At 63.0% G+C, this 23807-nt stretch carries 20 protein-coding genes; 10 read left to right on the top strand and 10 right to left on the bottom strand.

Translation table 11 applies throughout. The features are described from left to right. Window positions 1-11: 11 nt before the first annotated feature. The 3 genes from WFR25_RS11805 to WFR25_RS11815 form a co-directional block, all read right to left on the bottom strand. Window positions 12-1430, bottom strand: a complete 1419-nt coding sequence (locus WFR25_RS11805) for a phenylacetate--CoA ligase family protein (protein ID WP_336971094.1) — start codon at window positions 1428-1430, stop codon at window positions 12-14. A 124-nt stretch (window positions 1431-1554) separates the two neighbouring features. Further along, a complete protein-coding gene (locus tag WFR25_RS11810) occupies window positions 1555-2463 on the bottom strand; it encodes an AraC family transcriptional regulator (protein ID WP_336971095.1) in 909 nt (302 codons plus the stop codon). Window positions 2464-2554: 91 nt separating this feature from the next. Then, window positions 2555-3922 (bottom strand): spinster family MFS transporter, encoded by a 1368-nt coding sequence (locus WFR25_RS11815; protein ID WP_336971096.1) that lies wholly within the window; start codon window positions 3920-3922, stop codon window positions 2555-2557. Window positions 3923-4216: 294 nt separating this feature from the next. Between WFR25_RS11815 and WFR25_RS11820 the strand changes: the two genes are divergently transcribed. Beyond that, window positions 4217-6676 carry a TonB-dependent receptor gene (locus WFR25_RS11820; protein WP_336971098.1) on the top strand — a complete coding sequence of 820 codons (2460 nt, stop codon included), beginning with the start codon at window positions 4217-4219 and terminating at the stop codon, window positions 6674-6676. A gap of 470 nt (window positions 6677-7146) precedes the next feature. Here WFR25_RS11820 and WFR25_RS11825 read toward each other — a convergent pair whose 3' ends face one another. Then, window positions 7147-8058: a LysR family transcriptional regulator gene (locus WFR25_RS11825; RefSeq protein ID WP_336971099.1), complete on the bottom strand. Its 912-nt coding sequence runs from the start codon at window positions 8056-8058 to the stop codon at window positions 7147-7149. 95 nt (window positions 8059-8153) lie between these two features. Between WFR25_RS11825 and WFR25_RS11830 the strand changes: the two genes are divergently transcribed. Next, complete coding sequence (locus WFR25_RS11830) at window positions 8154-8996, top strand: sterol desaturase family protein (protein WP_336971102.1); 843 nt, start codon at window positions 8154-8156, stop codon at window positions 8994-8996. Window positions 8997-9265: 269 nt separating this feature from the next. Here the strand turns inward: WFR25_RS11830 and WFR25_RS11835 are convergent, their stop codons facing one another. The 3 genes from WFR25_RS11835 to WFR25_RS11845 form a co-directional block, all read right to left on the bottom strand. After that, window positions 9266-10324: a phosphotransferase family protein gene (locus WFR25_RS11835; RefSeq protein ID WP_336971103.1), complete on the bottom strand. Its 1059-nt coding sequence runs from the start codon at window positions 10322-10324 to the stop codon at window positions 9266-9268. Beyond that, on the bottom strand, window positions 10321-11424 hold the full coding sequence (locus WFR25_RS11840; RefSeq protein ID WP_336971105.1) for a CapA family protein: 1104 nt from the start codon (window positions 11422-11424) through the stop codon (window positions 10321-10323). The genes WFR25_RS11835 and WFR25_RS11840 overlap by 4 nt, the downstream gene beginning before the upstream one ends. A 183-nt stretch (window positions 11425-11607) precedes the next feature. Continuing rightward, a complete protein-coding gene (locus WFR25_RS11845) occupies window positions 11608-12480 on the bottom strand; it encodes a LysR family transcriptional regulator (protein WP_336971107.1) in 873 nt (290 codons plus the stop codon). 147 nt (window positions 12481-12627) lie between these two features. Between WFR25_RS11845 and WFR25_RS11850 the strand changes: the two genes are divergently transcribed. Both WFR25_RS11850 and WFR25_RS11855 read left to right on the top strand, forming a co-directional pair. Beyond that, window positions 12628-13407 (top strand): SDR family NAD(P)-dependent oxidoreductase, encoded by a 780-nt coding sequence (locus WFR25_RS11850; protein ID WP_336971108.1) that lies wholly within the window; start codon window positions 12628-12630, stop codon window positions 13405-13407. Between the two features lie 44 nt (window positions 13408-13451). Beyond that, window positions 13452-13664, top strand: coding sequence for a hypothetical protein (locus tag WFR25_RS11855; RefSeq protein WP_336971109.1), 213 nt, complete (start codon window positions 13452-13454; stop codon window positions 13662-13664). On the opposite strand, the gene WFR25_RS11860 is transcribed toward WFR25_RS11855, so the two are convergent. After that, on the bottom strand, window positions 13636-14070 hold the full coding sequence (locus WFR25_RS11860; protein WP_336971110.1) for a VOC family protein: 435 nt from the start codon (window positions 14068-14070) through the stop codon (window positions 13636-13638). The genes WFR25_RS11855 and WFR25_RS11860 overlap by 29 nt on opposite strands. Before the next feature lie 125 nt (window positions 14071-14195). Between WFR25_RS11860 and WFR25_RS11865 the strand changes: the two genes are divergently transcribed. Together WFR25_RS11865 and WFR25_RS11870 are read left to right on the top strand one after the other, a co-directional pair. Then, window positions 14196-15005, top strand: a complete 810-nt coding sequence (locus tag WFR25_RS11865; protein WP_336971111.1) for an SDR family oxidoreductase — start codon at window positions 14196-14198, stop codon at window positions 15003-15005. A 28-nt stretch (window positions 15006-15033) separates the two neighbouring features. Further along, window positions 15034-17328, top strand: a complete 2295-nt coding sequence (locus tag WFR25_RS11870; RefSeq protein ID WP_336971113.1) for a membrane-bound PQQ-dependent dehydrogenase, glucose/quinate/shikimate family — start codon at window positions 15034-15036, stop codon at window positions 17326-17328. A 106-nt stretch (window positions 17329-17434) separates the two neighbouring features. Here WFR25_RS11870 and WFR25_RS11875 read toward each other — a convergent pair whose 3' ends face one another. Both WFR25_RS11875 and WFR25_RS11880 read right to left on the bottom strand, forming a co-directional pair. After that, on the bottom strand, window positions 17435-19003 hold the full coding sequence (locus WFR25_RS11875; protein WP_336971114.1) for a phytoene desaturase family protein: 1569 nt from the start codon (window positions 19001-19003) through the stop codon (window positions 17435-17437). 162 nt (window positions 19004-19165) lie between these two features. Next, entirely contained in the window at window positions 19166-19993 is an 828-nt protein-coding gene (locus tag WFR25_RS11880) for an SDR family NAD(P)-dependent oxidoreductase (RefSeq protein WP_336971116.1), read from the bottom strand. Between the two features lie 125 nt (window positions 19994-20118). Here WFR25_RS11880 and WFR25_RS11885 point away from each other — a divergent pair, with 125 nt between their 5' ends. The 4 genes from WFR25_RS11885 (at window position 20119) to WFR25_RS11900 (ending at window position 23667) form a co-directional block, all read left to right on the top strand. Continuing rightward, window positions 20119-20946, top strand: a complete 828-nt coding sequence (locus WFR25_RS11885; protein WP_336971117.1) for an SDR family NAD(P)-dependent oxidoreductase — start codon at window positions 20119-20121, stop codon at window positions 20944-20946. Window positions 20947-21102: 156 nt separating this feature from the next. Continuing rightward, window positions 21103-21528 carry a nuclear transport factor 2 family protein gene (locus WFR25_RS11890; RefSeq protein ID WP_336971118.1) on the top strand — a complete coding sequence of 142 codons (426 nt, stop codon included), beginning with the start codon at window positions 21103-21105 and terminating at the stop codon, window positions 21526-21528. A gap of 99 nt (window positions 21529-21627) precedes the next feature. Continuing rightward, on the top strand, window positions 21628-22422 hold the full coding sequence (locus tag WFR25_RS11895) for an NAD(P)-dependent oxidoreductase (protein ID WP_336971119.1): 795 nt from the start codon (window positions 21628-21630) through the stop codon (window positions 22420-22422). Window positions 22423-22452: 30 nt separating this feature from the next. Next, complete coding sequence (locus WFR25_RS11900) at window positions 22453-23667, top strand: cytochrome P450 (RefSeq protein WP_336971120.1); 1215 nt, start codon at window positions 22453-22455, stop codon at window positions 23665-23667. Window positions 23668-23807 lie beyond the last annotated feature (140 nt).

Here is a 23807-nt window from a genome sequence, read left to right on the forward strand (position 1 = left end):
GATTTCCTCCCTCACATCGACAGTTCGGCGAGAAATTCGAGCGCGCGGTCATGCGCTTCAGGTGCGCCGGCGCAGACGATGCGGTCGTCGCCGCCCTCCTTTTCGCTATAGCGGCGTACCGGCGGCACGACATGCGGCCCGGTGCGTTCGCAGGCACAGGGCTTTTCCCAGCCCGACAGGGTAATTTCGTCGCCGGTGATGAGCCCTGCCCAATAGCTGTTGGGCATGAGGTCGAGACCGGCGAAGCGGCCCGTGGCGCCGTCCTTGCGCGGCAGCGGTGTGCCCGTCGCGGGATCAAGCAGGAAGGGAATGATCACGGGCGGTATGTGATAATTGCCATGCTCGCACATCATGCACAGCCCCATCATCTCGCTGGTGGCGTACATCTCGTAGAAATTGCTGAAGCCCAGAAATTCCAGCACCTGCTCGCGCCAGTCGTCGGGCATGTCCTTGCCCTTCTTGCCCCCCCCGGTCAGCAGCACGCTGCCCGGCCCGAAGATGTTCTTGATCCCGCGCTTCAGGCCTTCCTCCGCCCAGTCGAACAATATCGCCCACATGGCGGTGACATAGACATCCCTTCCGCCGAACCGCCGCTGCGCCTCGGCGAAGAAATGGCGCACATCCTCCGGCCGTCGCCGTTCGAGATCGAGTAGCGATTCGCGGCGATCGAGAAGAATTTGTGGAATGTCGCCGATCCCGGCTTCGCCGCGCGATTCCGCCGCCCGCAGACGGCCCGCCAGCGATGCGACATCGGCGCTGAACCGTGCCTCGGGATACATGAACAGCGCATTCTCCTCGCCGCCCGCATACAGATCGACCTGGATACCGTTGCCGCGCTGCATCGCTGCCGCGCCGTAGCGATAGCCCGGAATGATGATCGGTATCTTGTCCTCCAGGATGTTCGGGCCACTGTCGCGGCCCCACCAGTGGCGGATGATCGTCGCCGAATGGACTATGGTCTGGCGCCACTGCTCCTTGCTGCGCGGCACGAAGGACAATTTCCCGGTCGTGCCCGACGTATGGGCCACGGTCAGGTCGGTCTCGGCGTCCAGCAGGTCGAGCCAATCGTCAATGGATTCAATACCCGACGCGTCCACATGGCTGATATCGGTGGTGGTCAGTCCGGCCAGCCATTTGGTCAGCTTGTCGAAGCGCGCACGCTCCAGATAGCTGATCGGATAGCTTTTATAGACCGTGTGGGGGAACAGCAGGGGAGCGATATCGTCGATCGCGTCGATCGTTTCGATATCCTGTTCCCGCGCGAGCTTGTCCAGAACGGACAGCCTGGGCCGCAACTCCCCGAACCGCTTGCGAGCACCCTCCAGGTGCAGTTGCTCGATCTGTTCGATTGTCAGCGTGAAAGCCAAATCGTACGGGGCGTTGTGAAAGGAGGTCGGGTCCGCCAGCAGCCGTTCAAAATAGTCGCTCATGGTCATTCCAGCAATTTGCACTGGCTGGGAATGTGCCGCTCGCACGGCAGCCCGTAAATACGGGCTACGGCCTTCAAAGCGACCAACTATCGTCGGGCCGACAGAAAATGGGTGTGCGGCGCACTCAATGCGTGCCGTGCAACATCTCCTGGCGGAAGCCGCGCGGGCTGAGGCCCGTCGCCTTGCGAAAGGCCGCGCTGAACGCGGCAGCGCTTTGAAAACCGCAATTGCCGGCGACGACCTTGATCATTGCGCCCTCCTGAACCAGGTCGCGCTTGGCCTGCGCGATCCGCGCATCGGCGATATAATTGCTGATCGTCATGCCGACCGTATTCTTGAATGTCCGCATCAGGTGCCGGGAACTCAGCCCGCATTCCTGCGCGAGGTCGATGATCGACAACGGACCGGCCAGCCCGGCTTCAATACGGTCCTGCAGACGGCGCAGGCGCCAGTCCGCCATGCGCCCGTTGGTCATGTCGTCCGATATCTGCCGACCCTGAAGATGACGGCACAGATCGACGACCAAGGACATGGCGATGGTTTCGACCAACATATCCTTCGCAAAGCCGGGGTTACGTACTTCCTCCGCGATCCGCGCCAGACCCTGCCGGACCCAGGGGGATTTCACGTCGAAGCAGGGGCGCAGCGTGGACGGAAGGTCTTCGTTCTGGAAGATACGCTCCGCCGCTGTGGCTTCAAACGTCAGGCACAGCACCCGATATTCGCTGGGTTCGCAATGCGCCTCGAATGCTGAACCCTTGGGTAGATAGGCGACCTCGCCAAAGGGCGGCGTGTTGCGCCGTCCTTCGGACAGCAGCCGTGCGCCGTGCGCGCGCGGACCGAGCGAATAGTCGAGATAATGGCTGTCGGGTTCAAACCGGGCGTCGCAGCTTCTTTCCCAAGCGAAATGACGGATGTCGGCGCGAATGCCGTTCGCGACGATGCTGTTCTCGACATGGAAATAGGATGCCGTGACTGGCTGGCACGGAAGGACATCGCCCGCCGCGTCCGTCAGGGTGCGCGCGTTTGCCATTACCTCTCCCGCTCACAAAGATATATTCCGCGTAGCTTGGAGCGATTATGCCGTATTTGCTGCCAACTGGCGAGTCCCATCGCGATGCCGGTCATTTGTGCATGTCCAGCGCGATCGACCGGCCCGATCGCCAAAACAGCAAGCCCGCCAGGATGAAGCCCGTCGATCCCATGCTGAGCGACAGCCGCAACCCTTGCGCCGTCGCGGCTGCGCAGGCCGGTGAGGTGGCCTGCGCGCAGGCCTCGCTCGTAGTCCCGTAGGACACCATCGCAAGCTGGCCCAGCGTATCGCTGACCAACCCCACCAGTGGGGGGCCAAGCCCGTAGCCGACAAGCGAGATGACGCCGATCATGAGCGCCGCCGCTGTCGCCCGCATCGATGGCGGCGCCACGTCCTGCGCCAGCGTATACATGGCTGGCATATAGAAATGCTGACCCAGCGAAGCGGCGAAGAGCATGCCGATGGCGACCGGCGTCGCGTTCACCATGAACGCACCGACAAAGACGCAGCCCGACCAGATCAGTCCCACAGCCGGCAGCCATGTGCGGATGCCCGGAAAGCGCTTGCGCCCTCCCTCGATCAGCGGGCCGGTGATCAGCATGATGAGGATGCCAATACCCCCGGTCGCCAGTCCCAGCACGACGGCGGCGCTGCTGACCGGCAGGCCGTGCGCGCGCATCAGGAAGGACACGGTATATTGATGGTTAGAGTAGCTCGCAAAGCCCGCGACGCCGCCCGCTGCCGCGACGGCGACGAAGCTGCGCTTGGCGAACAGCAGTTTCACGGTCGCGAAGAAGGAGGGCCGTGACGGATCGGGTTTGCGCGCGGGTTCGCGCATGGTCAGCCGGAACGCGGCCGCCCCGATCACGCCGACCAGGCCACACGCCAGAAAGGTCGAACGCCAGCCATAATGCTGCGCCATCCAACCACCACCGATCGCGGCCAGCAGCGCGCCTACCGGCCCCGCCGCGCCGTAGACGGACATGGCCGTGGTTCGCCGCTCCGGCAAGAAATAGTCGGAAATTAGCGAGTGCGATGGCGGCGCGCAGCCAGCCTCGCCTATGCTGACGCCCGCACGCCCGATCAGCATCTGCGCGAAGGATGTCGCGACCCCGCACAGCGCCGTCATGGCGCTCCACGCCGCGAAGCTGACCGATATGATGGTCACGCGATTTCCGCGCTCGGCGAGACGCGCGATCGGGAAGGCCGCTATGATGTAGAGGAACGCGAAGGCGGGACCGCCCGGCAGCCCAAGCTGAAAATCGCTAAGGCCCAGATCTTTCTTGATCAGTTCCTGTGCGACTCCAAACAGCAGCCGGTCGACATAGTTCATTGTGTTCAGCAGGAACAGCGCGCCGAGCGCCCAGATCAGCCCCGGCGTCAGCCGCCGCGCAACCGCCTTTGTATCGCGCGCACCCGACGGCCGGCCTTCAAAGATATCGCCTGTAGATATCGCCATCTCGGCACCCCGTCCCATATGAAGTTCTTATGAGGCGGGACTATGTGGGTGCGTTGTTCGCAGGTCGAGTTCAATCATATTGTGTCGCCCGGACATTCGATTGCCAAACGGACATCGGTTCCACGAAATAGAATAGCGATTTGGGCCAAGCATCGCTGGACGGACACGAAGAGCATCGCAAGTACGACATGGTGCCCGGTGCGGGTTTTCCATGGGCCGACGTGTTGCTAGCCATCCCTTCATTACCAAAGGTGAAAACACCTCGACGATTATCGATGATGGAGGAGGGGGGACATGGCTTTAGGCAAATGGCTTAACACGACGGCGATCGGGACCTTGTCGTGCATTATGACGGCGGGCGTGTCCACGATGGCTGCGGCGCAGGAGCAGCCGGCGGGGGTGGAGGACATCGTCGTCACCGCACGGCGCACCGCGGAAAATCTCCAGACCACCCCGGTCGCCGTGACCGCGCTTTCGACCGAGATGATCAAGCAGGCGCAGATCGGCGACGCCGCGGGCCTGCAGCGCACGGCGCCCAGCCTGTCGATCGCGACCGGTGCGCCGGGCGGTTCGGGCTTCGTCTATATTTCCATTCGCGGCATGCCCGCCCTGAATCCGGGCGTCGCCAACGATCCGTCGGTCGCCACCTATGTGGACGGCGTCTATATACCGCGCCCCTCGCAGGGTTCGGCCGACCTCATCGATCTCCAGCGCGCCGAGGTGCTGCGGGGGCCCCAGGGCACCCTATTCGGTCGCAACACCACCGGCGGCGCGCTCAACATCGTCACCATCGACCCCACCGGCGACCTTGAAGGGCAGTTGCGCTTTCAGGGCGGCAACTACAGTTATCGCAATGTCGACGCGGTCTTCAACTTGCCGCTCAAGGGCGACGAACTGGCGGCGCGCTTCGTTTATGATTTCGTCGATCGGGACGGCTATGCGAGGAACGTGACCTCCAACACCCCGCTCAAGGATCGCAACAGCCATTACGCCCGTGCCAAGCTGCGCTGGGCCCCTGCCGACAGCGAATGGTCGGTTACCCTCAGCGCCGATTACAACGTGCTGAAGGATCATGGCCAGTTTGTGGGTCTCGCCGCGTTCAATCCTCTCGCCGGCGCAGCGACCGCCGCGATCAACGCCGCCACGCCGATCGCGCCATTTCTGCACACAAAGGCCAACTGGTACAGCGCCTATGGCATTCCGTTCACGACGAACCCGCCGACCACCGGCTATCGCGAGCTGACGGCGGGTGGATCGGCCGCCTACAACAAGGTGGAAGCCTATGGCGGCAATTTGACGATCAACGGCCAGATCGGCTCGGTCGCCGTGAAATCGATCACCGCCTATCGCTACAGCAATGCGATCGGCCTGAACGAACTGGACGGCACGCCTGCACAGTTTCTCGCTGCGGAAAGCGCCTATCAGTCGGATCAATATTCCCAGGAACTGCAATTCTCCGGCGATCTGACCGACCGGCTGAGCTATATTTTCGGTGGCTATTATTCGACCGAGAAGGGCCGGGAGTCCTCCGTCTCGCAGACTTTTGGATCCTATGCCCTCGCCGCGCCCGCGCCCAATTTCGGCTTTGGTCTCAACTATGGCACGGTGAAGAATATCTCGGTCGGCGTGTTCAGCCAGGCCTATTACCAGCTGTCCGACGCGATCCGGCTGACCGGGGGTCTGCGCTGGACATGGGACAAGCGCAATGTCGTCCTGCTGAACCGGACCAATCTGGCCGCCAACACCTGCGCGCCCGAGCTGGTCTCGAATCCCGGCTTCATTGCTCCGTGCAGCCTGCCGCGCTCGGTCAAATATGACTATCCCGCCTGGACTGCCGGCGTGGATGTCAAGGTGACCGACGACGTGTTCGCCTATGTCAAGACCAGCGCGGCGTCCAAGGCCGGTGGGTTCAACATGCGTAACGGTTCCGCCGCGACGCCGCCGTTCCGGCCGGAACAGGTCAAGGACGTGGAACTCGGCCTCAAGGTCAGCGCGTTCGACAACCGCCTGCGTGTCAACACCGCCGCCTTCTATTCCTGGCAATCGGATGTGCAGCGCAACGCATCCGACTGCATCACCCCGCTGGGGGCCGCCGCCTGCACGACCACGCAGTTCCTCCGCAACTCCGGCGACGCCCGCGTCTATGGCGGAGAGGTGGAAGTCAGCGCCGTACCTTGGGAAGGGATGCTGCTGTCCGGTAATCTTGCCCTGCTGGACGGCAAATATGTGTCCGGTACCTTTATCGAGCAACAGCAGTTCGTTCCGGTCGCCGGGTCGAATGTTTCCGACTGCGTGGCGGGTACGGCCGCCGGCACGGTCCGCTGCTCGGTCAATCGCAGTGGCGAGTCCCTCCCGCAAATGCCCAAGACGCAGTTCAGCCTCTCGGCAACGCAGAAGGTTCCCACATCCTTTGGTGAACTCACGCTGCACGCCAACTATGCCTATATCGGCAAGCAGAATTTCGGCCTGTTCACCGCCGATCCGCGTCGTCCGCAAGCCTATCGCGACGCCATAGCGATCGCCAACCGGATCAACACCATTCCGGGATATGGCCTCTTTAGCGCACGGATCGCGCTGCAGATCGAAAATCCCGATCTTGAACTGGCGGTCTTTGGCCGGAATATCGGCGGCAAGAAATATGTGACCCGCGCATTCGCGGATCAGTTGCCTACGCTGGGAACGGCCATCGACTATATCGGCGATCCGTTCACCTGGGGCATCGGCGCCACCTATCGGTTCGGGCCCAAGGGCTGAAACGGATAGGGGCCGGACGGCATGCACGGACGGTGGCTATGGAGCCGCCGTCCGTCATCGCTTGCGATCAGACGTTATCCACAACTGCCCGGCTAGATCGCACATTATAACGAGGTGCATCCGCGCCTAGCTTCAGGCTATCAATCACCTTGCGAGTTTATTGCGAAAACACGCGAGATACTGTCAGGCCTGTTGGGGTAACAACATGGCCTGCTACCGATGAGCGGATGGTCCGCAGAAGAAACCTCCATCTTTTCGCTCTTAATGCAGAAATTGGGCCCTCTCTGCCTGTCGGCTTTGGATCACGAAATAGTCCATAGCTGCCATTTCGAGGTGGCGACTAGTTTCTCCTGGGCACCAAATATCGGTCATTTCGGACCGAAATTCAGTCCCTGAAATTAGCCTTCGTTCATGTTGCGAGGAAGCGGCAGACGTTGACCCGTTAACGGCCTGCAGCTTAGCATTGACAATTACACGTCGTGGTTATGCTCAGAGGGAGCCTGTAGGTCTCGTATTCGCTGCCGAAGAGCCTGCTTCAGCCTCAGCATTCCTGGTGATTGGGAACGGCGGTCGAGCGAATACATAACCATACGGAAATTTTCCGGAGCACTGCCATTGAGGAGATCAAGTGCAAAAAGCATTTTTGATTCAAGATCCCGTATAACGGAATAGGCAGATGAAACCCAGATCGCATCGGTCGTTTTGGTGAGCGAGACCAGCGTGTTGTAGTCCTCGATCACATGTGGTGGGCCTGCCGCCCAGTCACGCAGGTCGGCGAGTAACGTTACGTCGATGCCCCCCCGGCTCGATATCAGCACAGGGAAGGTCGCACCAGGGCAGTTTCCCAGCAGCAAAGGGTGACCCGCGCGGACAATCAGCGTGAAGGGGAAAAGGCCAAGCGTCTCAGCTCGCACGGGAGGGGCGTCGGGCACCTGCCCCTCCACGCTGACGAAAAATTCAATATCACCAGCGATCAGAAGCGGCCACAGTGCCTCAACATTGCGCACCACGACCTCATTGGTGAGCGCTGGCGCGGCGTTGATCCATTCCGACAGGGCGGTCGGCAGCAAGGTCCATGCTGGCAACGGTGCCATGCCGAAACACAAGCGCCCCTCTTCGCCCCTTGCGGTTTGCCGCAACATGCGTTCGAAATCATCGGCATCCGCGAGCAAGGCACTGGCCCGTTCAACTACAATGCTGCCCAGCGGGGTAACGCTTACTTTCGTGCGATCCCGATCGAACAGCCGCATCCCGGCCTGTCGCTCCAGCGACTGGATGCTGCGGGTAAGCGCGGATTGTGAAAGGCCCAGATCCTCGGCGGCGCGTGAAAAGCTCAAGCGGCGGGCAATGGCGACAAGATGGCGCAGGTTACGCAGATCCATGCTTATGCATCTATATCATCAATATTCGCATGTATATGCATTAGACGCAACACGCCACCTCTGCAAGGATCGACATAACAGATTAGGAAGAGACGATGCACCATCTCGGGCTTTGGGTATTGGCTGTCACTGGCATGATCTTGCTGGCGGAAGTGATCGCGGGTCGGCACCGCAAGATTTACAGTCGTGGCGACTGGCTGGTAAATGGAATATGCATCCTCGGCGCGGCGCTGATGCGGCCGACTGGCACTGCAGTGGTGGCCATGGCTATCGCCCACATTTTCCCCGATGGAAAGGGAGCCTTGCGCAATGTGCCTTTTCTGCCCGCGCTGATCGCCATCATCCTGTTGGGGGAGTTTGTAAATTACTGGGTTCATCGCGGGAGCCACCAGTTGAAGGACACACGCTGGTTCGATTGGTTTTGGCGTATGCATCGCACACATCACACCGCCAAATATGTGAACGTGCTTCTCAACTTCCGCATCAGCCCGTTTTGGATTTTGGTCGGTGGGTTGGGTTGGGTTTTTGCGCTCGCGATTTATCTTGGTCAGGCGCAGGCCGCCGGCTTGGCAATCGTGATTTTTACCTTCTGGGGCATCTTCACTCACAGTGATTTTCGCTGGGACGACGCGATTAGGCGGCACCCCATTTTCGGCCCGGTATTTCGCGGGCTGGAACATGTCTTTATCTCGCCGGGCATCCATCACAGTCACCATGGCTATGGCCGCGACGGGGGCAATTTCCGCAACTTTGGTGTATTCCTATCCATATATGACTGGATGTTCGGAACATTGCACATCCCTGAAGGACGACCGTTCCGCTATGGCATTCCAGGCGCTACCCCACATTGGGCCGACGATGCATTCTCGCCGCTCAGGGGCGCAAAACTGTTTGCCAAGCACCCGCCCAGCAAGACGAAGGACCAACCATCATCCTAAACGCAACCGGCGTTGAGATTGACACGGCCGGTTTGGAGAATACCAATTGCGCTCACGAACGTCCGGGTGGGGGCGGTTGTGTTAAAGAAGTCGCTTTATGATAGGCGCGAGCGGTTACTAATCGATCCCGCATGGGCGCTAGGGTCCTCCTTTTCGCGCTTGCGCCTCTCGCCAGCACAACAGCGCGCGCAGCCTCCATGGCGTGTTGCTGCACTGCTAGCCTCCCGTGGCCGTCACAGCGGCATGATATGAGATGGCAGAAGCCCTGCTCAACCCGACAAATAGGCGGCGTAGCGTTCGAGATAGAGTTTCACGCGGCCGACGAGGAAGTGCGGCAGCGCGTCCGGTGAATCCATCGTCTTGTTGTTGCTGTAATCGCGCACCGAGAGGATCAGGATCTTGAGCGCGGCGACCGCCTGATAATAGCTGAAATACGGCATCGGCCAACCATAGATCCGCTCGAACCCGGCGATCGCGGCCTCCTCCTTCGGGATGCCGGGGATCCGCGCGATCCCGAAATTGAGGCTGAAGACATCGTCGAGATACATCCAGTGGGCAAGATCGACCTCCGGCGGTCCGAGCGAGGCGACCTCGAAATCAAACAGCGCGGCGACCTCGCCATCGTGGCGGAACATTGTGTTGCCGAGACGCGCATCGTTCCAGACAAGGCCCGATTGCGCACTGGGCGGCGGATTGGCGATGAGGAAGCGCAACGCCTCGTCGATCAGCGGGAAGGCACGTCCGTCCGCCGCCCAATGATACCAGCGGGCAACGAATCTCTCGAGATAGAAGACCGCGCCCGGCGGGCTGGTCGCGCCATCGGCGAGGAAGGGGAAGGCGCTCCAGTCGATTGCGTGGAGCTTGTGCATCTCGTGTACGGCATTCCACCAGTGGCGCTCGCGTTCCCCCGCGTCCAGTTCCTCGGCGATCCAGCCCTTTTCGTGGTAGCTCGGGAAATCGGGCGGCACGCGACCCTCGACCCGATCCATGAGGAAGAAGGGCGTGCCCAGAACCGCGGGGTCGTCCTCCATGAAATCCACCGCCGGCACCTTCACCTTGGAGTAGGCAGCGATCGCTTGCATAACGCGATATTGGTGGAACACGTCGGCGAGCATCGGCACTGCGACGTCGCGCTGGAGCCGGGCCACGAGCGGGCGTTCACGTAAGAGGCCGTTCTCGGTCCATGCCGCGGTGAACAATATGGTGCGGCTCGAGAAGCCCTGCGCCGGTTCGCATATGTCGCGGATCTCGACCGGAGGGGCACCCGCGATATGGGCCGAGAGCCAGTCCGCAAGGCGGGCGGCGGGGAAGGGCATTTCCGTCGTCACGCGAGCGGGATCGTGCCATCGGCGCCGATCCTGCCATTCAGCCTGGCGGCGTCCGTGCGTTCCTGGACCAGGGTGAGAATATCGGCGTAGTACTCCTCGCCGGGTGCGAGCAGCTTTGGCCGGCCGGTGCTGCCGAGATGGACCGGCACCAGCCGAACGCCGGTGATCACTCCGTCCGAGATCGTTACCGATGCAGCGAGACCGCGGCTGGTCTCGTCGAGCAACGGCGCTGAGATGCCCGATGGCGTCTCGTCGCGTGACCAGGGCGAGATCATCGCGAACTTGCCCATGCAATAAAGGATCGCGCGGCCGCGATAGACCTCGACGCCCTTGATCGGGAGCGGCCCCTGGCTGAGGATCAGGTCCACCCCCGCATCGATCAACGCATGCGCCGCCTCGCGCTGATAGTCCGCAATCGCGGACGGGTGTTCGAGGATGCCCCAGTGGCAGCTCAGCACGACGATGTCCGTCTCTGCCTTCAGAGTCTTCACGCTTTCGATCAGCAGCCCGAGATCCTCGCGGTTGACCAGCGTGCGGGTTTCTGGCTCCGTCCCCCAGTTATCCCAGGACGCGTTCTCGGCGTAGCTGTGGCGGCGCAAGGGCACGATGCCGGGCGTCCGCCGACCGGCATGGGCGCCAGGCAGGAAACCGGACGTGCAGGCGAGGAAACCGATCCTGTGGCCGCTCCGCTCGACAATCGCGGGCGCGCGGGCGGCGGCGATGTCCGATCCGCCGCCCACGGGCGCGATGCCGTTTTCCCGCAGCAACGCGATCGTGCGCAGGAAGGCGCGGTAGCCGCCGTGCATCGTGTGGTTGTTCGCCACGGACATCACGTCGAACCCCGCGCGCGCCATCATGCGGATCGCTTCCGGGCTACCGGGCGCGAACAGATCGCCGAGATCGAAATCGTCGTTGATGTGAGCCTCGACCGGGTGTGTGTCGCCGGCTTCCTCGGCATAGGGCCATTCGCAATTGCCAAAGGTGATATCCGCTGCCGACAGTATCGGCGTGGCCTGATCGAATAGATCGGACCCAGGCTCGCGCGTCATCAACTGTAGATCGCCGACGGCGAACAATTCGAGGTTCGTGCGGGCGTTCATTGGCGCTCTCCTGGAGTGTCAGGCTACCGGGCGGATATGTGCCGGCGTCCGTCCCGATCCGTCCCGTCTGCATGGAACTGGCTCGTTCGCCGCGACGAATGGAGGATGGGTGGCAACCCGACAATCGTCAAATGGCTTATGTTTATGCAAGATGGATAATGCCGCGACATGGGATCGACCTGATCAACCTTCCTTCCTTAGCTCCCGTTCCAGCTTGCGCGAGATCCCAAGCAGAGTCCGCACATTGGCGGTGGGTTTGGTGGGGTGGACGAAACCAACGGCGATCTCGCGCGGCGGATCGAAGCGGCGGACCTCGATCCCCGTCGCCTGCATGGCGTTCACGTCCCACATTGCGGACGAGCCGATCCCGGCCTGGATACCGCTCAGATAGGTGGTCGAATCGCTGCTCTCCATCACGATCTTGGGCGTCGCGCCGGCCCGCTCGCAGGGTTCGTCGAGCAGGCGGCGGCGTTCCTCGCTGAGCGGCGGGCAGAGCATCGGCAACTGGTGGAGCGATTTCAGCGTTACGGTAGGGGGGAGCCGAGTGCCGATCGGGGACGCGAGCACGATCTCCAGCGGGCGGGCTGGCGTCAGCGTCAGGCCGCGTGGTGGGCGGGCGAGGCTACCATAGGCGACATCGGCGTCACGCCGGCGCAGCATATCGATCATCTCGTCGTCCCGGCTGACATGCAGAACCTGCACGCGCGTGTCGGGTTGCCGGCGGAGGAACTGTTCGAGGGCTGATGCCATCCCTGCCGCCATCGCCCCGAGCGTGGCGATGCGGAGGATGTCGGTCGCGCCATGTTCACCGGGGATGCGGTGGATGTCGTCCACGGCGGCGAGCGCGCGCCGCGCCGCCTTGAGGACTTCGTGGCCGGCGGACGTCATTTCCAGCCGTCGGCCTGCCCGCTGGAAGAGTTCGCAGTGCAGTTCCTCCTGAAGTTCGTGCAGCGCACGCGAAATCGCGGGCTGCGAGATGCCAAGACTTTCCGCCGCATCAGTCAGCGTGCGGTGTTCGGCGAACGCCGCGAGATAGCGGAGATGTTGCAGGTTCATCGGCGGGATCCTCTCTGATGCGTTCCTTGGGGCCTGCAGCGAACCCAAGCAAAGCCTGATGGATCGAGCGCAATCATAAGCGGAACACACATTGTTCGTGGTTGCGATCCTTTTACGAGGGACGAGAGAAAATGAAATGGAGATGGTATGACAGGTCGGTTCGACGGAAAGGTCGCACTCGTGACGGCGGCAGCGGACGGCATCGGCGCCGCCACCGCACGGGCCTTTGCCGAGAAAGGCGCGTGCGTCATCCTGGCCGATATCAACGTCGAACTCGGCGAGCAGCGCGCTGAGGCGTTGCGTGCTGCGGGCCATCAGGCGCGGTTCGTAAAGACAGATGCGACCAGCGAGGAGGAGGTGGAGGCCGTCGTGCGCCGGACGGTTGAGATCTTCGGCGGGCTGCACCTGGCGGCGAACGTGGTGGGCGATGCGCACCCGGAGTCGGTCGGCCCCGAGTTCCACCAGCAGAGCCTCGCGGCATTCGAGCACACCATTTCGATGTGCCTGCGTACAACCTTCCTGTGCCTGAAGCACCAGATCGCCTACATGGTCGATCATGGGGGTGGCGCGATCGCGAACGTAACCTCGCTGGCGGGTATGCTCTACAATGGCTGGGGCGGGGCTGGATATGGGGCGGGTAAGGCGGCGGTCATCCGGCTGACCAAGTTCGCCGCCGTCAGCTATGCCGACCGCGGCATCCGCGTGAATTGCATCGCGCCCGGCGTGACGCCAACAAGGGCCTACTACAAGTCCGGCCCGGAATATGCGCGCACGCTGATCGACGAACAGGTCGTCAACCAGCCAATCCGTCGTGAGATCGAGACATCGGAGCAGGCGGCCGGCATCATGTGGTTGTGTTCCGACGATGCGGCGATGGTCACGGGCCATGTCCTGCCCATCGACGGTGGGTGGACGGCGCAATATTGATGCCGCTCTCGAACGGATAGCAATGGCGCCACGTTCAGCCACAGGTGGACGTCGCACCGCATGCCGGGGTAAAGCCGGGCGTGGTGCGGATGATGCACGGTTGGGGCGGGCTTTCCGGCGACACCAGCTACGATCGGCACGGAGCCAATAACGGCTTGTTGATCGGCACGGATCGCAACCTCGAACCGATCAACGCGATGTCGCGCATGTCCGCGGCGCTCGTCAATATCAGGCCGGTGCAGGCGGCGATGGAATAATCTGGTCGTCCAGGGGGAAGCTGAGTTCGACCAGCACCGCGTTGGGATCGCGCACGAAGATCAGGCTCCTGCCGATCTGCGGCACCTCCAGTCGTTCGAACGGCCAGCCTGCCTCGGTTAGCCGCGCGACATAGGACTCGGGGTCCGTGCAGCGGAGCGCGAAGTGATCGATCATTCCCGGCTGCGCGGCGCCCCGCACCGGGCCGTCGCCGGGCACGAAAATATCCGTGCCGACCAGGTGGACGATGGGATGGCCGCTCTCGTCGCACGCATAGGCGCCGCCGGTCATATCGGTGGACATCGGCGGCGGGCGCATTGTCATGCCGAGCAGGCGGCCATAGAAATCGATACACTGATCGAGATGCGCGGTGCGGATATTGACATGATCGAGGTGCAGCGATGGCATGGCGGATTCTCCCATGTCGCGATCTAAAATCATTGCCCTGGGATATGTCCTAACCGTCGACAGGTGAGTTGCCGTTCTGCGTCTCCGACACTCGCCTCAACGGAAAACGGGTGAGGGAGAGCGGGATGGATCTCGGTATCGCAGGCAAGGTTGCGCTGGTCACTGGCGGATCGCACGGGATCGGCCGCTCGATCGCGGACGAACTCGGCCGCAATGGTTGTCGCGTCGTCGTCGTCGCACGCGGGCAGGAGCGGATCGACGAGACGGTCGACGCGATCCGGGCCGCGGGTGGTCAGGCGGCGGGCGTCTCCGCCGATCTGCTGGAACTCGACTCTTATCCACGGATGGTCGCGCGGGCGACGGAGCTGTTCGATGCCCCCGACATCGCAATCTTCACGCCAGTCGCGCCGCCGTCCGGCATGTTCAGCGATTTTGCGGATGCCGACTTCCAGACGGCGTTTCACAATGTCGTGACGAGTTTCGCGCATTTCGTCCGCGCGGTCTCCCCCGCAATGAAGGAACGCCAATGGGGTAGGATCGTTACGGTTGGTTCGGGTCATGGCCGACTGCCGGGCCGTCGCGGGACGCTCGGGTTCGATTATGTGCTGGCGAATACGGTGCGGCCTTCGGGGTTGGGCTTGAGCCGGAGCATCGCCGACGAACTCGCCCCGCACGGCATCACGGTCAACACCGTACCGCCCGGCTTTATCGATACCGGCGCTGCCTATGACGACTTTTTCTCGGTCTGCGCGAACACGGTGGGGCAGACGCTGGAACAGTTCAAGACCGACCTGATCAATCGCATCCCGATGAAGCGCTTCGGTACGCCGGACGAGGTGGCGGGTTTGTGCGCGTTCCTGTGTTCAGCACGGGCGAGCTACATCACGGGCCAATATTGGCTGGTCGATGGCGGACGGATGGAGATTTATTATTAGGGCTGGCGCCTAAATGATATGGCGGCGCGTGCATGCGGGCCTGCTCGCTGCGGTCGCGCTGGCACTCGCATGGCCAGCGACGACACTCCTGCGCGCGGGAGGATCGCTGTGGTACGCGCTGAGCGTCCTGGCTATGCTTGGCGTCGCCGCGCTCACTTGGCGGCGTGACCGCTGCGCCGCGCCGTTCTACGGCCTGTTTCTCGTGCTGACGCTGCTCTGGTCGGTCTGGGAAGTGGGGATCGAGCCTTGGGCTCTGCTGCCGCGGCTCGGCCTTTTTCTGTTTCTCGGCCTGCCTTTCCTGGGCGTTCTGCGCCCCCGCGTCGCGGCCGTTGTTCTCGTCATCATAAGCGGCGCGGTCCTCGCGATCATTCTGGCCGGGCGCGATCCACCCGTGCGTAGCGCGGCGAATGCGATCGCGGCGCGAGGCAGTGCGGGGAAGGTGCAGCCGGGTGCCGGCGACTGGCGATATTACGGGAACGATGCGGGCGGTACTCGCTTCTCGCCCCTCGCGCAGATTGATCCAGCCAATGTCGGCGCCCTGCGGCTGGCTTGGACGTTCCGGACGGGCAAGCCAGCCATTCCCGGTCCGGTGACCTTCCAAACGACGCCGCTGGCGGTTGACGGGCGGCTCTATCTGTGTACCGGCGACAACGACGTCATCGCGCTGGATGGCGAGAGCGGACGACAGATCTGGCGCTTCCGTGCGCATGCCGATGGCCGTGGTGTCGCGATCGCATCGTGCCGCGGCGTCGCGTTCCATCGCCGCGCGCGCGCGGGCGCTCCGTGCGCGGATCGCATTCTCACCGCCACGATGGACGCGCGGTTGATCGCGCTCGATGCGGCGACCGGACAGCCATGCCGGGATTTCGGGCGAAATGGCGCGGTTGATCTGCGGGACGGCATGGCGCCCGTCGACAAGGGATATTATTTCGTCACCTCGCCACCGCAAATTACGGGCGATCGTGCGGTGGTCGGCGGGTGGATTACGGACGGGCAGAAGATTGGGGAGCCGTCCGGCGTGATCCGCGCGTTCGATGTGACGACGGGTGCGCTTGCCTGGGCATTCGATGCCGGACGGCCTGATCGACATGGCCTGCCCCCGGCGGGCGAGCATTACACATTGGGCACGCCTAATAGCTGGGCGCCGATGAGCGCCGATGACGCGCTCGGCCTCCTCTTCGTGCCGACAGGCAACGCCACGCCCGATTATTTCGGTGGCCAGAGGCGGCCGTTCGACGATCGGTATTCCAGCGCAGTGGTCGCGCTCGATACGGCAACGGGCGCGGTTCGCTGGGTCTTTCAGACCACGCATCACGATCTATGGGATTACGACGTTCCGGCTCAGCCCACGCTGACGACGATCCGCGGCGTGCCAGCCCTCGTCCAACCGACCAAGCGCGGCGAGATTTTCGTGCTCGACCGGCGCACGGGCCGACCGATTTCAACGGTGGTCGAAAGGCGGGTGCCCGCCAGTGCGGTGCCCGGAGAGCGGGCGGCGGCCACGCAGCCCTTTTCTCCCGGCATGCCGAGTTTCGCCGGCCCGCCATTGCGGGAGGCGGATATGTGGGGGTTGACGCCGATCGATCAGGCATGGTGTCGCACGTTGTTCCGGCGCGCGCGCTACGAAGGGCCGATGACCCCGCCGGGCCTCGATCGGCCGAGCCTCGTCTATCCGGGCTATGGCGGCGGTATCAACTGGGGTGGCGTCTCCATAGACGTGGCGCGCGGCATCATGATCGTCAACAGCAACCGGGTCGGCAACACTGTCCAGTTGCTGACGCGCGCCGAGGCGCGCCGACGCGGCATCAGGGCGCTGTCGGTCAACAGTCATGGGGGCGCCTCTGGAGCGGTCGCGCAAGAAGGTGTGCCCTATGCGGCTGACCTAAAGCCGTTGATCTCGCCCCTCGGCGTGCCCTGCCAACGGCCGCCTTGGGGAATGATCGGCGCTGTCGATCTGGCCACCGGCGCACTGATGTGGAGCCGGCCGTTCGGGACGGGCGAGGACAGCGGACCGTTCGGCATCGCATCGCGACTGCCGTTCGCGATGGGTGTGCCGAACAGCGGAGGGGCGGTTACGACCGGGGCTGGCATCAGCTTCATCGGCGCGACACATGACCGATATATCCGCGCGATCGCGACCGCGACTGGGCGAGAATTGTGGCGCGGGCGCCTCCCCGCAGGCGGCCAGGCGACGCCGATGACCTTCTGGTCAGCAGCGAGCCATCGCCAGTTCGTGGTCATCGCCGCAGGCGGTCACCCCGGCCTCGGCACGCTCACGGGGGATTATGTGATCGCCTACGCGCTTCCCAAAGCGTCGCGCTGACGCGGGCGGTGCGCAAGATTACCATGGTGATGCTGATGCAAGACTGCGGTTTCTATTCTGCGACCACTGACCGAGCGGGCCGCGAGGCCCGCCCGGTCAGCTCGGCTTATTTCAGGATGCGCAGGATGCGCTTGGCCGCGATCCGGCCGGGAATGCCGGAGATGCCACCGCCCGGATGAGCGCCAGCCCCGCCGATATAAAGACCGGGTACCGCAGGCTTGGGGCTGCCGAAACCCGTCGCGGGGCGGTTCTGGCCCGAACGCAGCGATCCGAAATCGATGTGCGTGACGCAGCCGTTGGTGGCGTTCAGCCGCTTCTCGCGATCGCGCGGAGTCTCGACGAAGCGCCCGACCTCGGTTTGCAAGCCGTCATAATATTCCGACATCTGCTCGATCAGATCGCTCATCGTCCGATCCTTGACGGCCTGGGTCCAGCCTTCGCGCGCATCGACCGCCATGCCCGGCACATAGACATAGGCGAGAGATCCGCCCGGAGGCGCCTGCGTGGGATCGGAGTTCGACAGGGGGGTGAGCGAAAGCGCATGGCGCTTGGGAATATCGCCGCGCCGCGCATAGGCGAAGCTGTCGCGTACCTCCTGCGGTGTGCCGATATAGCCTACCGCCTTGTTAAGGTCGGCCTTGTCGTGGCGCAGATCCTGGTGACGCTTAAGCGTGAGCGGCCCGGACATGGCGATATTGGCGAGGAACGGCGCCGCGTTGGAACGGTTGGATGGCGCATGCTGGATACGCTGCATCAGCCGCCGCTCGACGGCGCCCGGCGTGGTCAGGTCGAATGCGGTGCGCGGATCGCAGGTCGCGATCACCGCCTTGGCCTTGATGATGGAGCCGTCCTCGAGCCGGACACCTTTCGCCGCGCCATCCTCGATGAGGATCTCGGCGACGGGTGCGTTCAGCTTGATCTTGGCGCCGGACGCCTCGACGCTGCGGGCCAGCGCATCGGCGAAGGTCTGGAGGCTGCCGATCGGCTTGCCGGTGCCCAGCTTGTGGAGCACGGCCAGGATCATATAAGCGGCGGCATTGCCGTCGTCGTCGATCGGGCCGGCGCCGGCGGCAGTGTTGGTCAGCAGCGCGATGTTCGCGGGATGCTCGAACCATTCGCAGGCGATCTGGTCAGAGGTGCCGGCCGCCATGATCTGAAGCTCGTTCTTGAGCTTGGCGTTGCGAACCGCGCCGCCGATCATCTTGCTGAGATTGCCTATATCCGGGCGACCCGGCTCGGCCTGCATCAGCGGGAAGCCGATATCCATCAGCGCGTTCAGCAGCTTGAGGAACTTGAGATAATTCTTGCCGTCGTTCTTGTTGAGCCGCGCCATGTCGTCCGCAGTCCGCTCGGCATCGCGGAACAAGCACACGCTGCTGCCATCGGGATGGAGATAGGCGTAGGTGGGATCGGGATCGACCCAGCGCAGCCCGTATTTTTCGAGTTCGAGATCCTCGATCAGCCCGGTGCCCCGCACGAACAGCAGTTCGACCGCGCATGGCGTCACCAGATGCTGCGGCGCCTCCGGGATCATGTAACCCGAACTGGTCATGCCGCCGACCTTGGCCATACGCTCGACCACGATCGCGCGCTTGCCCGCCCGGCTGAGATATCCTGCCGCGGCCATGCCGTTATGGCCCGCGCCGACGATGACGACGTCTGCTTCCTCATTCACAGGAAATTCTCCTATCGATGTCGCCGGGCCATAAGTCTGCCAGCGAACGTTGATATGTACTCACTTGCGGGCGCACGGGATGCTTGCGCGCCTTTCGAATGGCAGGGTGTGCCCGCGCACCCGTTCAGGAAGCGGCTGCTTTGACCTCTCTGAAACAGCCCGTCAGAGCTTGTTGCTGCCGGCCTCCGCAAAAAGGCGCTGGAAATCGACCATGCTGGGCTGATGCGCGGTGAACCCACCATCCACGGGGATCAGCGCCCCGTTTATGAACCGGGCCTCGTCGGAAGCGAGGAATGCGACGACATGCGCGATGTCGGCGGGCGTTCCGAGTTCGGGGCTGAGATGGTGGGCGAGCAGTACGTCCTTGGCCGTCTGTGGCACAGTCTCAACCGCGTTGTCGCTGAGGACGAAGCCGATTGCGATCACGTTCGAACGGATGCGTTGCTTGCCATATTGCGTCGCGATGAAGCGGCTGAGATTGATCAGCGCCGCCTTGCTCGATCCATAAGCGGTGAGCGTCGTCTCCCCGAGCAGGCCGAAGCCGGACGATGAGTGGACGATCGATCCGCCGCCGCCCGCGATCATCGTAGGGAGTGCGTATTTGCACAACAACATGGGGCCGCGCACGTTGACCGCGAATGCCATGTCCCAGGCTTTCGTCTGGAGATGGATGACGTCGAGATCCTGCTGACGTTGTGCCTCGGTCTGGAACGCGGCGTTGTTGTGGATGATGTCGATCTGTCCGTGATCGGCAGCGATGCGGGCGACCGCGTCGGCCACCTGATCCTCGCGGGTAAGATCGAAACCGACGGCGACGGCGCTTGCCCCGGTCTCGCGGATCGCCGCCGCCGCGCCCTCCGCCCGATCGGCGTTGATGTCGGCCAGGACGACTGTAGCGCCGCGTTGCGCCAGCAAGCCTGCCACTTCCGTGCCGATACCCTGGCCCGCACCTGTGACGATCGCGACTTTACCTTCGAGCGGTCTGGACATGGTTGTGTTTCTCCCTTGCCCAACGGGTAGCGACGCGCGCGTCCGCGCAGCACCCATCGCCCGGAAGGTTCGCCGCACGATAATCGCCTTAGCAGGAGCCTCGAGGGTATAAGAGGAGCGGATACATGCAATCACTCAACGGTAAGGTGGCGATCATCACGGGTGCGGGATCGGGGATCGGCCAGCGCATCGCGCATCTGCTCGCGGAGCGGGGGGCGAAGGTCGTGGTCGCCGCGAGCCGCCGGGAAAGCGCCGCAGGTACGGAGGCCTCGATTCGCGCCGCCGGCGGTGAGGTTGTGTCGGTATTCGGCGACCTTGCGGATGCGAGCGTGCCCCAGGCGATCGTGGATGCGGCGGTCGCGGCGTTCGGCAAGGTCGACATATTGGTCAACAACGCGGCGGTGACCGATGCGGCAACCCTGGTCAAGGACGCCAACATCGCCGACATGGACGGCGCGACCTGGGAGCGCGTGCTCAAGGTCAATATAATCGCCCCCGCTCTGCTGTGCAAAGCGGCGATTCCACACATGATCGCGGCCGACGGTGGATCGATCGTGATGATCGCCTCGGGCCGCGGGTTGCAGGGGGATCTCGGGCTTCCGGCCTATGGGGCCAGCAAGGCCGCGCTGATCAATCTCGCGCTCAACGTCGCCACCCAATATGGCAAGCAGGGCATTCGCGCGAATTCGCTGGTCGTGGGTATGGTGATGACGCCGTCGGTCGCCGCAGCGACCGAACCGGAGATGCTGGAGCTGTTCATGGGCCACCACCTTACGCCCTATGTGGCGACACCCGACGATATCGCCGAGCCGGTGGCGTTCCTGGCTTCGGACGCCGCGCGTTTCATCACCGGGGCGACGCTCGCGGTGGACGGCGGAATGACGTCCCACGCCGCACCTTTTGCGGACGTGATGAGGATATCGGCGGGCGCAGGCATGATCAAGCAGGATTGAGCCGAGGCAGCTCGGCGCAGACGCGTTCGGAAACCGCATGGCTGCCCCCTGACTCTTTGCGACGGCGCCATAGTTTTGGTCGCCCTATCCGTGGGCTGGTGATGAAATGCGAGCCGCGATCAACCTTCTGCGCAGAAACGATCGGAGAGTGAGCGCATGACCCTAGCTACGCAGCCCGCCGCGCCAGATCGGGATGTCGCCGAACGCAACCGGGCCTTGGTTCTCCGCCTGATGAGGGCGATGGACAAGTGCGACGCCGAGACGATCCGCGAGATCATTGCGCCCGACGCGACTTGGTGGGTGCTGGGGGTCGGTACGCTCGACCGGGAAACGGTCATCGGCCAGCTTCAGGCGCTGCTCGGAGATGCGCGTGTCGCCGAGACCGCGATCCTGGGCACCACGGCGGAAGGTGAGCGCGTGGCGGTCGAATCCAAGGGGAATTTCGAATTCGCTGATGGTCGTGTGTATCGCAACAACTACCACCATCTCTACACCGTCCGTGACGGGCGGGTAATCGGGGTGCGTGAATATCTCGATCTCCAGATCACCGAGGCGGTGTTCGGCGCGATGGGGAATAGCTGAGCCACAACCGACATTCGATAGGTTCGGCCTCCGGGCCAAGCCCCTAGCAGGAATAAAAGCGCGTGGCAGATTCCAAAAACGGGATCGGAAGGAGACGAAATGCAGGTTGCATGGATAGGATTGGGCGAGATGGGGCTGCCCACGGCCATGAAGGTCGCTGCGGCGGGACACGCCGTCCGGGCCTATGACGTGGCACTGCCCGCAGCGGCGAAGGGCCTGGAACTGGCCGCTTCGCCGCGCGAAGCCGCCGACGGATGCGACCTTCTGTGCATCGCGGTTTTCTCCGACGCGCAAGTGGAGGAGGTGCTGACCGGTCCCGATGGGGTCATGTCCGATCTCAAGGACGGCGCGATCGTCGCCATCTTTACCACAGGCAGCGTGGAAGCGGTGCAGGCGATCGCGGCCAAGGCGCCTGCGGGCGTAGCTGTGCTCGACACATGCTTCAGCCGTAGGCAGTCCGAAATGCTGCCTGGCAAGCTGACCTTGCTGGTCGGGGGCGACGCCGACGCAATCGAACGCGGCCGACCCGCCTTCGACTCGTTCGCGCGCGCGATCTTCCATGTCGGACCGAGCGGCGCCGGTCGCAAGATCAAGCTCGTCAACAACATCCTGTTCGCCGGCCACCTGCAACTGGCGGTGGACGCGTTGCGTCTTGCAGAAGGGCTGGGCCTGGATCGTGCCGCGACCGCGGGCGCCCTGGTCGAATGCAGCGGCGCGAGCGAGGTGCTCCACCGCTTCATCGTCGAGGATGCTGCCGCCATACTCGAAAGCGCACATCGCTACATGGTCAAGGATGTCGCCGCAGCCGCGGATGCGGGTGCGGCTGCCGGGATCGATCTTGGAACGCTCGGCGCGGTGACGGCCACCTATCGCAGCACATGGCCGTCCGGCTAAGACACATCTGCAATCGGAGAGAGTTTTCCAATGGCGACACAGCTCGATTTTCCACCGGCGCATGTCGATCCCGCCCGCGCCGGGCACTGCGCGCTTTTCGATCGCAAGATCGTCTATGAGAGTCCCTACGAGACCATCATTCCCCAGATCCATGAGGGGCCGGCGGTCTTCTATGCCGATAACATTTCGTTTCAACAGCCGGGTTGGGTCGTTCGTCGCCACGAGGATCTGAAGAAGATCTACAACGACGCCGAAAATTTTCACAAAAGCGGCAATACCGGTTTCGCGCGACTGATCGGCGAAGACTGGAGCATCATTCCGACCGAACTTGATCCCCCGGTCCATACCGGCTTCCGCCAGGCGCTCAATCCGATCTTCTCGCCGAGCAAGATGATGCAGCTCGATGAAATGGTGCGGACCCGCGCACGCCATTTTATCGACAAGTTCAAGGACAAGGGCAGCTGCGAGTTCGTCGCCGATTTCGCGATCAACTTTCCGATCTCGATCTTCCTCGATCTTATCGGCTTGCCACAGGAACGGACGGCCCAGTTCCTCGACTGGGAGAACAAGCTTCTGCACGGCACGGATCTCGATGCGCGGATCAGCAGCGTGCACGCCGTGAAGAATCTGCTGCTGGAAACGATCGCCGATCGCAAGAAACGCCCCGGCGACGACCTGATCAGCAAGACGCTCGCGCTTGAGGTCGATGGCCGAAAGTGGACCGACGACGAGGTCTTCGGCCATTGCTTCAATCTCTATATCGGTGGCCTGGATACCGTCACGTCAAACATGAGTCTGCACTTTCAGCATCTTGCCACGCACCCGGAGGATCAGGCGCGGATGCGTGATAACTCATTCTCGCAGAACGTGGTTGCGATCGAGGAATTGCTGCGCGCCTATGCGGCGGTCTCGACCAACCGGATTTGTTCAAAGCCCTATGAAATAGACGGCCAGACGATGATGCCGGGCGATTATGTGATCATGTCCACGCCCCTCGCCGGCCGTGATCCTGAAGCCTATGACGCGCCGAATGAAGTCAGGCTGGGTCGGAAGCCGACCCATGTTACGCTCGGGCACGGAATCCACCGCTGCCTGGGCCAGCATCTCGCTCGCCGCGAATTGCAGACCGCGATCGAGGAGTTCCTGAAAGCGATCCCGCGTTTCTCGATCGAACCCGGCTTCAAGACCCCGTTCTTTCTCGGTAATGTCATCCATGTGCCGGTACTGCCGCTGACGTGGAACTGATCGGCCGCCAAGGTCAAAGAGTAAGGGACGACGCGATGCGCCCGACGTTCTCCTTCGCCGACCGGATCATGTGCCGACTTTGGGTTCCTATCGGGAGAGAGGAACCCCCTCGGTCCAACAGGTCCAAGTTCGCACGATTG

The organism is Sphingobium aromaticiconvertens (genome assembly GCF_037154075.1).
In the GTDB taxonomy this organism is placed as follows: Bacteria; Pseudomonadota; Alphaproteobacteria; order Sphingomonadales; family Sphingomonadaceae; genus Sphingobium; species Sphingobium aromaticiconvertens.

Coding starts and splice junctions, on each gene's coding strand:
- WFR25_RS11805 (WP_336971094.1), bottom strand. CDS start 1,430: ATGAGCGACTATTTTGAACGGCTGCTGGCGGACCCGACCTCCTTTCAC.
- WFR25_RS11830 (WP_336971102.1), top strand. CDS start 8,154: ATGCACCATCTCGGGCTTTGGGTATTGGCTGTCACTGGCATGATCTTG.
- WFR25_RS11895 (WP_336971119.1), top strand. CDS start 21,628: ATGCAGGTTGCATGGATAGGATTGGGCGAGATGGGGCTGCCCACGGCC.
- WFR25_RS11900 (WP_336971120.1), top strand. CDS start 22,453: ATGGCGACACAGCTCGATTTTCCACCGGCGCATGTCGATCCCGCCCGC.
- WFR25_RS11815 (WP_336971096.1), bottom strand. CDS start 3,922: ATGGCGATATCTACAGGCGATATCTTTGAAGGCCGGCCGTCGGGTGCG.
- WFR25_RS11850 (WP_336971108.1), top strand. CDS start 12,628: ATGACAGGTCGGTTCGACGGAAAGGTCGCACTCGTGACGGCGGCAGCG.
- WFR25_RS11845 (WP_336971107.1), bottom strand. CDS start 12,480: ATGAACCTGCAACATCTCCGCTATCTCGCGGCGTTCGCCGAACACCGC.
- WFR25_RS11810 (WP_336971095.1), bottom strand. CDS start 2,463: ATGGCAAACGCGCGCACCCTGACGGACGCGGCGGGCGATGTCCTTCCG.
- WFR25_RS11820 (WP_336971098.1), top strand. CDS start 4,217: ATGGCTTTAGGCAAATGGCTTAACACGACGGCGATCGGGACCTTGTCG.
- WFR25_RS11865 (WP_336971111.1), top strand. CDS start 14,196: ATGGATCTCGGTATCGCAGGCAAGGTTGCGCTGGTCACTGGCGGATCG.
- WFR25_RS11885 (WP_336971117.1), top strand. CDS start 20,119: ATGCAATCACTCAACGGTAAGGTGGCGATCATCACGGGTGCGGGATCG.
- WFR25_RS11860 (WP_336971110.1), bottom strand. CDS start 14,070: ATGCCATCGCTGCACCTCGATCATGTCAATATCCGCACCGCGCATCTC.
- WFR25_RS11880 (WP_336971116.1), bottom strand. CDS start 19,993: ATGTCCAGACCGCTCGAAGGTAAAGTCGCGATCGTCACAGGTGCGGGC.
- WFR25_RS11890 (WP_336971118.1), top strand. CDS start 21,103: ATGACCCTAGCTACGCAGCCCGCCGCGCCAGATCGGGATGTCGCCGAA.
- WFR25_RS11840 (WP_336971105.1), bottom strand. CDS start 11,424: ATGAACGCCCGCACGAACCTCGAATTGTTCGCCGTCGGCGATCTACAG.
- WFR25_RS11825 (WP_336971099.1), bottom strand. CDS start 8,058: ATGGATCTGCGTAACCTGCGCCATCTTGTCGCCATTGCCCGCCGCTTG.